The 12911-nt window shown below is 50.9% G+C and carries 8 protein-coding genes; 4 read left to right on the top strand and 4 right to left on the bottom strand.

From position 1 onward, the window contains the following. Nucleotides 1–2: 2 nt before the first annotated feature. The 4 genes from kbaY (at nucleotide 3) to R5268_RS08370 (ending at nucleotide 6855) form a co-directional block, all read left to right on the top strand. Nucleotides 3–860 (top strand): tagatose-bisphosphate aldolase subunit KbaY, encoded by an 858-nt coding sequence (gene kbaY / locus R5268_RS08385; RefSeq protein WP_107679052.1) that lies wholly within the window; start codon nucleotides 3–5, stop codon nucleotides 858–860. Nucleotides 861–998: 138 nt separating this feature from the next. Beyond that, nucleotides 999–2570: a maltose/glucose-specific PTS transporter subunit IIBC gene (malX, locus tag R5268_RS08380; RefSeq protein WP_317419169.1), complete on the top strand. Its 1572-nt coding sequence runs from the start codon at nucleotides 999–1001 to the stop codon at nucleotides 2568–2570. 12 nt (nucleotides 2571–2582) lie between these two features. Beyond that, a complete protein-coding gene (locus R5268_RS08375; protein ID WP_317419168.1) occupies nucleotides 2583–3755 on the top strand; it encodes a PatB family C-S lyase in 1173 nt (390 codons plus the stop codon). A 1618-nt stretch (nucleotides 3756–5373) separates the two neighbouring features. Then, nucleotides 5374–6855 carry a nucleobase:cation symporter-2 family protein gene (locus tag R5268_RS08370; protein ID WP_046894583.1) on the top strand — a complete coding sequence of 494 codons (1482 nt, stop codon included), beginning with the start codon at nucleotides 5374–5376 and terminating at the stop codon, nucleotides 6853–6855. A 79-nt stretch (nucleotides 6856–6934) separates the two neighbouring features. Here R5268_RS08370 and R5268_RS08365 read toward each other — a convergent pair whose 3' ends face one another. The 4 genes from R5268_RS08365 to R5268_RS08350 form a co-directional block, all read right to left on the bottom strand. Continuing rightward, a complete protein-coding gene (locus R5268_RS08365) occupies nucleotides 6935–8899 on the bottom strand; it encodes an FAD-dependent oxidoreductase (protein ID WP_317419167.1) in 1965 nt (654 codons plus the stop codon). A 300-nt stretch (nucleotides 8900–9199) separates the two neighbouring features. Next, a complete protein-coding gene (locus tag R5268_RS08360; protein WP_317419166.1) occupies nucleotides 9200–10462 on the bottom strand; it encodes a NupC/NupG family nucleoside CNT transporter in 1263 nt (420 codons plus the stop codon). 129 nt (nucleotides 10463–10591) lie between these two features. Continuing rightward, on the bottom strand, nucleotides 10592–11524 hold the full coding sequence (locus R5268_RS08355; RefSeq protein ID WP_046894586.1) for a pseudouridine-5'-phosphate glycosidase: 933 nt from the start codon (nucleotides 11522–11524) through the stop codon (nucleotides 10592–10594). After that, a complete protein-coding gene (locus R5268_RS08350; protein WP_046894587.1) occupies nucleotides 11521–12612 on the bottom strand; it encodes a PfkB family carbohydrate kinase in 1092 nt (363 codons plus the stop codon). Before R5268_RS08350 ends, R5268_RS08355 begins: the two co-directional genes overlap by 4 nt. Nucleotides 12613–12911: the final 299 nt, after the last annotated feature.

The raw sequence follows: 12911 nt of genomic DNA, 5'->3' as shown, positions 1-12911 counted from the left end.
TCATGGGGATCATCTCAACCAAATATCTGCTCACACACGCACAAACCAACGGCTATGCGGTTCCGGCGTTTAATATTCATAACGCCGAAACGATTCAGGCCATTCTGGAAGCCTGTGCGGAACTGCGCGCACCGGTGATTCTGGCGGGCACGCCGGGCACCTTTAAGCACATCAGTTTCCCGGAGATCTATGCTCTGTGTGATGCCTATTCCCGCTCGTTTTCCATGCCGGTCGCGCTGCATCTTGACCATCACGAAACCCTTGACGATATCCGCACCAAAGTCGGCCAGGGCGTGCGCAGTGCCATGATCGACGGAAGCCATTTCCCGTTTGAGGAGAATGTCGCGCTGGTCAAATCCGTGGTGGATTTCTGCCACAGTCAGGACTGCAGCGTGGAAGCGGAACTCGGCCGTCTCGGCGGCGTCGAGGACGATATGGATGTGGATGCGGAAAGCGCCTTTCTGACCTCCCCGGAAGAAGCACGCCGTTTCGCACAACTGACCGGCATCGACAGCCTGGCAGTCGCTATCGGCACCGCTCACGGTCTGTATACCAGCCGTCCGAAAATCGATTTCGCCCGGCTGGAAAAAATCCGCAGTATCACGGATATCCCTCTCGTGCTGCACGGCGCAAGTGATGTGCCGGATGCGGATGTCCGCCGCACCATTGAGCTGGGGGTGTGCAAAGTTAATGTCGCCACTGAGCTGAAAATTGCCTTTGCCGGGGCGGTCCGCGCGTGGTTTGCGGAAAATCCGGACGGCAATGATCCGCGCTATTACATGCGGGTCGGCATGGATGCGATGAAAGCGGTTGTCCGCGATAAAATCAGAGTCTGTGGTGCGGAAGGTCAGCTTCTGTAACCCGTCAGGCGGCACTGTGTTCCCCCGCAGTGCCGCCTTTTTCATCTGCGAAAAAATAATAAAAAACAACAATAAAAAAGACTGTTCCGTAACACCCCTTAACCAATAAATTATAAAGAAGCTGAGGAGTACCCTACGATGTCGCAGGAAAAGTCGTTTAAATCCAAACTCTGGGAATTTTTTCAAAGTCTCGGGAAAACCTTTATGTTTCCCGTCTCATTACTGGCTTTCATGGGGTTATTACTCGGGATAGGCAGTTCAGTTACCAGTCCTTCCGCTATCAGCAGTTTTCCGTTTCTCGGCAATGAGTTTGTCCAGCTGACCTTCGGATTTATGGCGATGGTAGGCGGTTTTGCCTTTACCTATCTGCCGGTGATGTTTGCGATGGCCATTCCGTTCGGCCTGGCAAACCGTAACAAGGCGGTCGGCGCCTTTGCCGGGTTTGTCGGCTATATGCTGATGAATATGAGCATCAATTATTACCTGACCGTCACCCACCAGCTTTCCGACCCGGCGATGATGAAGCAGGTCGGGCAATCCGTGGTTCTCGGTATTCAGACACTCGAAATGGGTGTGCTGGGCGGGATTGTGGTCGGTGTTATCACCTATTTTCTGCATGAGCGTTTCCAGGATACCGTTCTGCATGATGCTTTTGCGTTTTTCGGCGGCATCCGTTTTGTGCCGATTATCACCGCACTGACGATGTCTCTTGTCGGCCTGGCGATCCCGTTCCTGTGGAAATATGTGGCAATGGGAATTGCCGGGATCGGCCATATCATTCAGAGCACAGATGTTTTCGGCCCGTTCCTGTACGGTGTCGGTGTGCTGCTGCTCAAACCGTTCGGACTGCATCATATTCTGCTGGCAATGGTGCGTTTTACCCCGGCCGGCGGCACGGAATTTGTTGACGGCTATGAGATTGCCGGAGCGCTGAATATTTTCTACGCCGAACTGAAAGCCGGACTGCCGTTCAGCCCGCATGTTACCGCTTTCCTGTCTCAGGGCTTTATGCCGACCTTTATCTTTGGTCTGCCGGCGGTGGCGTACGCTATTTACCGCACCGCAAAACCGGAGAACCGTCCGGTGATCAAAGGATTATTACTGTCCGGGGTTCTGGTTTCTGTCGTCACAGGAATTTCCGAGCCGATTGAGTTCCTGTTCCTGTTTATCGCGCCGGTACTCTATATCTTCCACATTATTATGTCCGGTCTTGCCCTGCTGGTGATGGCGCTGCTTGGCGTGACGATCGGTAACACTGACGGCGGGATACTGGATCTGCTGATCTTCGGCATCATGCAGGGAACGGCGACCAAATGGTATCTGGTGTTCCCGGTCGGGATTATCTGGTTCGCTATCTACTTCTTTGTCTTCCGCTGGTACATTCTGAAACATGATGTCAAAACGCCGGGCCGTGAAGATGCCGCTGACGGGGCGGAACAGGCAGTGAAAGCCAATACAAAAGCGCGCGGCAAAGCCAAATACGATCACAATCTGATCCTCACCGCACTCGGCGGCAAAGAGAATATTGATTCTCTGGATAACTGTATCACCCGCCTGCGTCTGGTAGTGAAAGATATGGATAAGGTGGATCAGAAAACACTGAAAGATGCCGGTGCACTCTCCGTTGTGGTACTGGATGCCCACAGTGTGCAGGTGATTATCGGCCCGCAGGTGCAGAGTGTGAAATCCGGTATTGAAGCCTTAATTTAACAGGAACTGAGCATGTACAATTTTGATGAAATAATTGAGCGCAAAAGTGACCGCTGCCGGAAATGGGATCATCAGTATGTCTGCTCCCGCTTCGGGGATGTCCCGCAGGATTTCATTCCGCTGTGGATAGCCGATATGGATTTCAAATCCCCGCCCGCGGTGATTGAGAGGTTCACACAGGTGGCACAGCACGGTACCTTCGGCTACACCTGGTGCTTTGATGAATTTTACGATGCGGTGGTCCGCTTTCAGGCACAGCGCCATCAGGTCACGGTTAAGCCGGAATGGGTTACACTCAGTTACGGCACCGTGTCCACCCTGCACTACCTGGTGCAGGCATTTTGTCAGCCCGGCGACTGTGTGATGATGAACACACCGGTCTATGATCCGTTCGCCCACGCGGTGATCCGGCAGAATGTCACGGTGCTGACCAACCCGCTGGTGGCACGAAATAACCGCTATCATCTTGATTTTGAGCATATTGAGGCGCAAATGCGCGAGCACAAGCCGAAAGTCTGGCTGTTCTGCTCGCCGCACAACCCGTCCGGCCGTATCTGGACGGCGGCAGAGATCAAACAGGTATCAGATTTGTGTCTGCAATACGGTGTGCTGCTGGTGATTGATGAAGTGCATGCGGAACATGTGCTGTACGGCAGCTTCACCGGCTGTCTGCGCCCGGGATGTGCCGCGCCGGAGAACCTGATCCTCCTGACGTCCCCGAATAAAGCCTTTAATCTCGGCGGACTGAAAACCTCTTACAGCATCATTCCGGACCCGGCACTGCGGGCACAGTTCCGGCGTCAGCTGGAGAAAAACTCGATTACCTCACCTAATCTGTTCGGGATATGGGGCATTATTGAGGCTTATAACAACAGCACGGACTGGCTGGATGAACTGAATAATTATCTGAGAGGCAACGCGGATTATCTGGCACAGGCCGTGGCGGATTATTTTCCGGACTGGCAGATGATGCAGCCGGAATCCTCTTATCTCGCCTGGATTAATATCAGTGCCACCGGACGCACAGCAACGGATCTGACACTCGAATACGCCCGTAAAACCGGCGTGGTGGTTGAGGACGGCAGTCACTATGTGGCGGATGGTGAACAATATCTGCGGATTAACTTCGGCACGCCGCGTTCACTGCTGGAGGAGGCGGTAAAACGTCTGAAAAACGCCGGCTGACAGAAAAAAAATTGGCGACCTTGCTGTATTCCGTCAACAGGGTCGCCATAATTACCGATGTTTTACCTTATACTAACAACACTTAACTACTCTGATTTGTCATGCGCACTTCAGTGAAAATCCATTTTCATCAGAGCATCAGGGCATGACACCTGTCAGCTCTTACTTCCCTGTAACGGTAAATTCCTTTTACCGTCCCCTTCCCGGGGCAAATCCGTTTATTACCTGTGGTGATAAAACACAGGCTCCCTGATAATACATCCGTGTGGTAAGTCCGTTTACACCGGACGACCTTGTCCGGTAACTTCCGTTTATGTCCCTGAGAGATATATCCTTATATCCTGCTAAATCATTAAAAAATAATTCCTTTATTTTTTAAGATAATAACGTGTCGGTCAGGTTATATTCGCATCCTTGCGGACATATTTGCTTATAACGTTCCTGTTATAAGAAACATCTGTAATAACTGCAATTTTTAATGTTTCAGTGAAATGCATTAATACTAATTTATAATTCACATCCGGCGTGACATTATAAAAAATACTCAGGCACGTCATTAAATCTGAGGGTAATAACGTGAACACAATATCAATTTACATTTAAAAAACCCAAAGACCAATAGGAAAACACTCAATTTAAATCTGGTTCTTCACATCTCTTATATAAGATATATGTAAATAACATCTCTTATTACCGCTAAAGACTATCATCATAAAATATATCGTCAATAAGAAATGGATTAGCTTTATACGCAAGTCGTCATTTTCCCGTCGTTATTTCTTTTATTAATATTTCTTCTTTTTTCTCTCGTGAAATAAAAAAACAACCACAACCACCATTGCAATACAAAAAGCCAAAAAAAAAGACCAAATGAAGATAAAAAAACCAGAAATACGGATCATATGATTATTCTGATAAAATTTAAGGCCAAATTATTTCCTGAGACATTTTTATGTTTTTAGGATAAAACTCATTTTATGCGTAAACAGCGTTCTTATCAAAATACACATAATTTATTGATTATAATAAAAATATAATCAGGGTTACCGCATTCTTTTTTTTGCAACATATAATGACATAGTTACAATGCAACAAAATGGCAACAACAACACATTAATTTAAATCATTATTCACAGTAACACCACGTAAGCTCTGTTAACCTCCGGCCATATTATTTAAGATGATAATACATTTTTAATTACCTTTCTTCATTTAATAAACCAATTCCTAATATAATTCCATTAACTGAAAATAGAAATATCTTATTTAAATAAAATCGATCAACAGAGCTATCCCGGGAATAGTCTCACTTTACCGGCCCTCCGGTTCCGGAACCGCTATTATCATTACCGTTTCATTATCAAAATGAGAGGATATCATTCTCATACTGCATAAATCCTGTTTGCCCCTCTTTTTATCCGCCCTGCTGACCACCGCGGAAAGCCTTTCGCAAATACCGGGTGATATATTTCACAAATCACCGGTGATTTAAGAGTTCTCTCACATTTCTGTTTCTTTGTCGCGCCGCTGGTTCAGTTATTGCTTTACTCCCTGTACCAACGATCCGCTGAGGCCGACGTATGACCTCTCATTCCATTTATTATAAAAGGAGAGAAGGATGTCAGATCTCAATCATCCAACCTCTGATCTAATCTATCAGCTGGACGACAAACCCCCGTTTTTCCAGGCCCTTCTTGGTGCGGTTACCCATTTATTGGCTCTGTTTGTTCCGATGGTCATGCCTGCCCTGATTGTGGGCAAAGCACTGGATTTATCTGCCGATACCACGGCTTATCTGGTATCGATGGTGATGATTGCCTCCGGAATCGGTACCTGGATACAGGTTCACCGTTACGGACCGATGGGCTCCGGCCTGTTATCCATTCAGTCGGTCAATTTTTCATTTGTCACTGCCATGATTGCTATCGGTACAGCCATGCGCAGTGACGGAATCCATGAAGAGCTGATTTTATCTTCTCTGCTCGGTGTTTCTTTCGCCGGTGCTTTCCTGGTTGTCGGTTCCTCTTTTGTTCTGCCTTATCTGCGCCGGATAATTACCCCGACGGTCAGCGGCGTGGTGGTGCTGATGATCGGTCTGAGCCTTATTAAGGTCGGGATTATCGACTTCGGCGGCGGGTTCTCCGCCAAATCGGCAGGCACATACGGCAACTATGAAAATATCGGCGTGGGATTGCTGGTTCTGCTGGTGGTAATCGGCTTTAACTGCTGCAAAAGCCCGCTGCTGCGGATGGGCGGTATCGCGATTGCCCTCGTGGCAGGCTACATTGCCTCACTGTTTCTCGGTCTGGTGGATTTCAGCACCTATCAGAACATGGCCTTTATTACCGTACCGGTGCCGTTTAAATTCGGCTTTTCATTTAATTTCACCCAGTTCCTGGTGGTTGCCATTATCTATATCCTCAGTGTGCTGGAGGCGGTCGGTAACCTGACGGCAACCGCCATGGTATCCAACCAGCCGATTAAAGGTGAGGTGTATCAGAACAGGCTGAAAGGCGGTGTGATGGCAGATGGTGTGGTTTCCGTTATCGCCTCAGCCCTCGGTTCTCTGCCGCTGACCACCTTTGCCCAGAACAACGGCGTGATCCAGATGACCGGCGTGGCCTCCAGCTATATCGGGCGCTTTATTGCGGTGATCCTGGTGTTCCTCGGCCTGTTCCCGGGGATCGGCTGGTTCTTTACCACCATTCCGGCGCCGGTACTGGGCGGTGCGATGACACTGATGTTCTCGATGATCGCCATCGCCGGGCTGCGTATTATTATCTCCAACGGCCTGCGCCGCCGCGAAACGCTGATAGTGGCAACATCCCTGGGTCTCGGACTGGGTGTTTCCTATGACCCGCAAATTTTCAGTATCCTGCCGCCGTCTTTATATATCCTGGCCGAGAACCCGATTTGTGTCGGCGGTCTGACCGCCATTATCCTGAATCTGCTGATCCCTGTCGGACAACAGCGCAGTGCGGCCAATGAGGAAGAGCCGGATATGCTGGCAGACGAGCTGGAAGCGATGCTGGATATCCCCGATGCAGAGCGTGACCTGCCGGATATGGCCATGAGCGCGGAGAACAAACGCGTTATCTGATCGTTCTGATTTTTACCCGTAAAAAAACCGCGATAATTGTCATTAATAATTATCGCGGTTTTGTTTTTACTGCTGTCTGTTATGCGTTACTGACCATGGCCTGTGGTGCCTGAGCCTGTTCATCGAACATATCCAGCATTTCGCGGGCAGCCTGACGACCTGCTGCCATGGCGGTGACCACCAGATCTGCGCCGTGCACCGCATCACCGGAAGCAAAGATTTTCAGATTGGAGGTCTGGTTGCTCATGCGGCCATTACCGCCGGTTTTAATTTGTCCCCATTTATCCAGCTGAACATTATAACCACTGAGCCATGGCATCGGATGCGACTGAAAACCGAATGCCATAATCAGCACATCCGCACCGAGGATAAATTCAGAGCCTTCCACCGGTTTCGGACGGCGGCGGCCATCCGGCCCCGGATCACCGAGCTGGGTACGGATCAGCCCGATACCAGTGACAGCGCCCTCCCCGTTGCGGTCAATAAACTGCGGCTGCACGTTATAGAGGAATTCCACGCCTTCCTCGCGGGCATTAACCACTTCTTTCTTCGAACCCGGCATACTGGCCTCATCACGGCGGTAGGCGCAGATAACACTCTCAGCACCACGGCGGACGGCCGTACGCACGCAGTCCATCGCGGTATCACCACCGCCGAGCACCACTACTTTTTTCCCTTCCACATCAATCCACGGATATTCATCCGCCACCGGCAGCCCCATCACCTCACGGGTACTGGCGATCAGGAACGGCAGCGCCTGTACCACGCCCGGGGAATCCTCATGCTCCAGCCCGGCTTTCATCATGCCGTAGGTGCCGACGCCCAGCAGCACCGCATCATAGTCATTCATCAGGCGGCTGAACGGGATATCTTTACCGATTTCACAGTTCAGATGGAAAGTGATCCCCATATCCGTGAAAATCTGCCGCCGCTGCGCCATCAGCTGTTTGTCCAGCTTGAACGGCGGGATACCGAAAGTCAGCAGGCCGCCGATTTCAGGATGGCGCTCAAACACTTCCGCTTTCACCCCGGCACGGGTCAGCACATCCGCACATCCCAGTCCGGCAGGACCGGCACCGATAATCGCAACACGTTCCGGGCGGGGAACCACATCCTCCGCCACCGACGGCCGCCAGCCCATCTCAAAGGCCGTATCGGTGATATAACGTTCGATATTTCCCACGGTTACCGCACCGCCGTGGTTACGCAGCGTACAGCGGCTTTCGCACAATCTGTCCTGCGGGCAGACCCGGCCGCAGATTTCCGGCAGTGAACTGGTCGAGTTGCTCAGCTCCGCCGCCTCAATAATTTTGCCTTCGCGCACCAGACGGACAAAATCAGGAATAGAATTGTGCAGCGGGCATGACAGGTTACACATCGCTTTTTGTGAGCAGTACAGGCAGCGCTCACTTTCATAACCGGCACATTGTTCATTCAGCCCGATATAAATTTCACCGAAATGATTTTTGCGCAGCGCCGCACTCTGTTTTTGTGTTCCTTCCCGCGGCGGACGTTTGAGGATCTCAAAACGAATTTCAGACTGACGGGCACGGTTGTATGCCCCGGTGGCTGCCCGCATCAGACGGTCATTGCGCAGAATCACCAGTTTATGTTCATCCAGGATGCTGAGTGCGCTGGTCGGGCAGTTAGCCACACACGCGGGCGAGCCGCCGGTGGTATCACATAAATCGCACTTTTGCGCCAGTTCGAGTGAGTGATCAAACGTCATCACCATTTCCATCGCCCCGAACGGGCAGACCAGCACACAGCTTTTACAGCCGATGCATTTTTCCTGATCCAGTTTGACAATATTGTCCGCCATATACAGGGCATCCACCGGACAGGCGGCGGCACAAGGGGCGTCTTCACACTGACGGCAGGTGACAGCAAGGCTGTCATTCTCTTTGAACATGACGCGGATACGGGGAGCGTAATCACGGCTGTCATGTGGCCAGTGGTGATCATTATGCGCGACAACGCAGGCAATTTCGCAGGCGTGACATCCGATGCATTTCTGGCTGTCCGCAACTATACATTTGTTCATGTTCACCTATCGCTTTCCAGTTTTCAGTGTTGGTAACCATGCAATAACCGGGCACATCCGGCCTTTCTTAGTCTGTTTTATGGTCATTTTGCGGGGCGGGTCAAATTCTGCGGATGCAGGAAAGCAATAACACACGCGCAACAAGGTTACCGGATTTTTTTACTTTAACGGGGAGCGGGATTTGGTTTTTTGACCTGACGCGGTCTTAAGCGGAATAAAAAAAATTGAATCGTATCAGCTGGTAACAGGCGCTTCCTTTTGCAGAAGCGCCTGTGAATCCCGGGAATTTATCTGAACAGGTCAGACACCCGGCGCCATCGCCAGACCGATAAATAACCCGGCAATCGTCGCGCTCATCAGGTTGGATAATGTTGCCGCCAGCAATGCACGGACCCCGACACGGGCGATATCAGAAGCCCGCTCCGGTGCTACCGCACTGAACGCCCCGACCACCACGGCAATCGAACCGAAGTTGGCAAAACCGCATAACGCAAAGGAGATCACGGCAATGGTTTTGGCATCGAGTGTGCCGTCCTGTAAATGCGGAGAGAAATCCAAATAAGCCACGAACTCGTTGATCGCCAGTTTTTCACCGATCAGACTGCCCGCCAGCGCAATATGCTCACTGCTCACGCCCATCAGATACGCCAGTGGCGAGAAAATATAACCGAACAGGCTTTGCAGGCTGATCCCCTCAAAACCCATAACGCCGCCGAGGCCGCCAATCAGCCCGTTAATCAGGGCAATCAGTGCCACAAACGCCAGTACCACTGTCGCCACACCGACCGCAATTTTCAGCCCGAGCATTGCACCGCCCGCCGCAGCCTCAATAATGCTGGCCGGACGTTTTTCACTGAAAGAAATTTCCGTGAATTCCACGGTGGATTCCTGTGTCGCCGGGCTTAACATCCGCGCAAATAAGATCCCGCCCGGAATCGCCATCAGAGACGCTGCCAGCAGATATTCAATCGGCACGCCCAGTCCGGCGTAGCCCACCAGCATTGATCCGGCAATGGAAGCCATGCCGCTGCAAATAACGGTGAATAATTCATTATTATTCATCCTGCTGACGAATGGCTTCAGTACCGCCGGTAACTCATTCTGACCGAGGAAAATGGTGGTTACTGCCGCAAAAGATTCGATCTTGCTGATTTTCATGGTCTTCTGGAAGACATATGCCAGAATATTAATCACCCAGCGCATAATGCCGAGGTAATACAAAATCGCAATCAGTGAGGTGATAAAGATAATGGCCGGCAATACGCGGAATGCGAAGATAAACCCGGCGCCATCAAATAACACATCCATTTTCGGGCCGACCAGACTGCCGAAAATAAAGGCGCTGCCCGCATCACTGTAGGCGATAACATTATTCACACCCGATGCGATGGTCTGAATAAACCATTTCCCCGCCGGGATATACAGCATGATGGCACCGAGTGCCACCTGTAACAGCAGTGCCGCGCCGACAGTGCGCAGACTGATTTTCCGCTTATTCACCGAAAAGAGAAATGCTATCAGTAATAAGACGCCGATCCCCGCCAAACTCCGTAATATATCCATAATCCGGCCCCGTGGTTATTATACTCATCAGTTGTATGCTGCAATGCCCGGTAAAGGCTGATTGTGAGATCAGCACCTTACCGGGTCATATGTTTCATCAGTTGTTATGACCGGTTACCGGTCAGCCGCTTACAGTTGCTGATAAGCGGACGCGATACGGGCTGCCAATTTCGCGTTGTTAAAGACCAGCTCAATGTTGGAGTTCACACTGTTACCGCCGGTCAGCTCCGCCACGCGGGCCAGCAGGAACGGCGTGCTTGCTTTGCCGTTGATACCCTGCTCATCCGCTTCGCGTACCGCCTGTGCGATCGCGCTGTTGATGGTTTCTTCCGGCATCGCAAATTCATGCGGGATCGGGTTGGCAATCACCATGCCGCCGTTCAGGCCGGTCGCCCATTTGGCGTGCAGTGCTTTTGCCACGGTTTCCGGCGTTTCCATACGGATAGTGACCGGGAATTCACTTTCACGGCAGAAGAAAGCCGGTAATTTATCCGTCTGATAGCCGACAACCGGCACACCGTAAGTTTCCAGATATTCCGAGGTCAGCCCCAGATCCAGAATGGATTTGGCACCCGCACAGACAACCGCCACGTTGGTTTGCGCCAGTTCCTGTAAATCTGCTGAGATATCAAAGGTGTGTTCCGCACCGCGATGCACCCCGCCGATCCCGCCGGTGGCAAAAACAGCAATCCCGGCCATTTCCGCGATAATCATGGTGGAGGCCACGGTTGTTGCACCGTGAATGCCCTGAGCGATCACAAACGGCAGGTCGCGGCGGCTCACTTTCATGACCTTGTGGCCTTCTTTACCGAGCATCTCAATCTCGTCATGAGACAGACCCGCTTTCATACGGCCGTTAATCACCGCAATCGTCGCAGGGATCGCACCGTTGTCGCGGATACGCTGTTCCACTTCCAGTGCCATTTTCACGTTGTCCGGGTACGGCATACCGTGAGAAATAATGGTGGATTCCAGTGCCACAACCGGCTTTTTCTCCGCGAGCGCCTGTGCAACCTCAGGGGAAATATCCAGATATTCTGCGTTCAGTTGTTGAGTTTTCATGCTTGTGATTCCATTAGTTTGTGAACACTGTCTTTTGACAGACCGGGATTATTTGTCAGCTCGCTGGCGAGCGTCAGGGCGGAGCAGCCCTGGGAAAAACGGATACTCTGTGACAACGGCTCACCTTCGAGCCAGCAGCGGGCAAGACCGGCCATCATGGCGTCACCGGCACCGGTCACATTGACAATGTGGACACTGAACGGCTTCGACCAGCCGTTTTCACCGTCCGCTTCGCTGTAATAAACGCCCTCGCCGCCCATACTCAGGGCGATACGCTGCACGCCCTGTTCATGCAATGCATTGGCGGCACGCACCACATCCTGTTTATTCTCCACTTTGATACCGGTGAGAATTTCCGCCTCAAAGCGGTTGGGTTTCAGGGTGTGGATATGGCTGAGCCACGGCTTGATTTTGTTTGCCTTGAACGCGGAAACCGTATCGACAAAGACCGGTACATTGCCGGCATTGGTAAACAGCCACTCCAGCGCGCCTTCTGAGAGATTGCAGTCCGCCACCAGCACACCAGCGTGCCGGATCAGGTCGCGGGAGGTCGCCAGTAATGCAGGTGTCAGTTTTTCCAGGATGCGCATATCATTAATGGCGGTGATCATCTCACCCTGCGGATCCAGCAGTGACAGGTAGGTTGACGTGGTTTCCCCGTGCAGGCGGTGCAGATTACTGACATTTACACCGGCCAGTTTTGCCTGTTCATACAGGGTGTTACCGTAGAAATCATCACCGATAACGGAGATAAAATGAGATTCACAGCCCAGCAGGGCAATATTCTGGGCGATATTGCGCCCGACCCCGCCGGGTGAACATTTGATATGACCGGGATTAGAATCTTCATACACCAGATTCAGGTCAGAATAACCACAAACATCCATATTGGCTGAACCGACAGTCACCACGTAGCGGTGCTCGGAGAGGATGTATCCCTTACCCTTGATGTAGCCTTTATTCATCAGATTCATGATATGTCCGGCCACCGCAGAGCGGCTGATACCTAATACGCCGGCCAGTTCCTGCTGCGGAATGAGCGGGTCACGCCGGAGGATCTGAAGGATTTGTTTTTCTCGACTGGTCATAAGCGGACACTTGTTGGTTATTAAACATGTGCTTGTTTTATTTTTTGTCCGCAACAAAGTAAAGCGATGAAATAAAGATTTCGCCGGAATTTAAGTAATGATCGTAAAATGAGATGAGTGGGTTTTCAGCATAAAAACAGGAGGGAGATCATGTTTTTTATATCATCAAAAATAAAATAAAAAACACAACGTAATAACCTTCAAAAAAAGGTGATTAATTTAAAAAATAATACGCATATCTATCAATCTGTTATATCACAGTTGTCACAATAACAAACATGTGTTTGTTTTCATGACTT

The organism is Morganella sp. BCCO 40_0007, from assembly GCF_032989665.1.
Taxonomy (GTDB): Bacteria; Pseudomonadota; Gammaproteobacteria; order Enterobacterales; family Enterobacteriaceae; genus Morganella; species Morganella sibonii.
Note: the sequence above shows the minus strand (reverse complement) of the source record. Positions and strands in the feature narration are given on the sequence as shown.

Bases quoted from the DNA above. Each gene is read 5' to 3' on its own strand.
- R5268_RS08370 (WP_046894583.1), top strand. From the start codon at position 5,374: ATGTCAGATCTCAATCATCCAACCTCTGATCTAATCTATCAGCTGGAC.
- malX (WP_317419169.1), top strand. From the start codon at position 999: ATGTCGCAGGAAAAGTCGTTTAAATCCAAACTCTGGGAATTTTTTCAA.
- R5268_RS08360 (WP_317419166.1), bottom strand. From the start codon at position 10,462: ATGGATATATTACGGAGTTTGGCGGGGATCGGCGTCTTATTACTGATA.
- R5268_RS08355 (WP_046894586.1), bottom strand. From the start codon at position 11,524: ATGAAAACTCAACAACTGAACGCAGAATATCTGGATATTTCCCCTGAG.
- R5268_RS08375 (WP_317419168.1), top strand. From the start codon at position 2,583: ATGTACAATTTTGATGAAATAATTGAGCGCAAAAGTGACCGCTGCCGG.
- R5268_RS08350 (WP_046894587.1), bottom strand. From the start codon at position 12,612: ATGACCAGTCGAGAAAAACAAATCCTTCAGATCCTCCGGCGTGACCCG.
- kbaY (WP_107679052.1), top strand. From the start codon at position 3: ATGGGGATCATCTCAACCAAATATCTGCTCACACACGCACAAACCAAC.
- R5268_RS08365 (WP_317419167.1), bottom strand. From the start codon at position 8,899: ATGAACAAATGTATAGTTGCGGACAGCCAGAAATGCATCGGATGTCAC.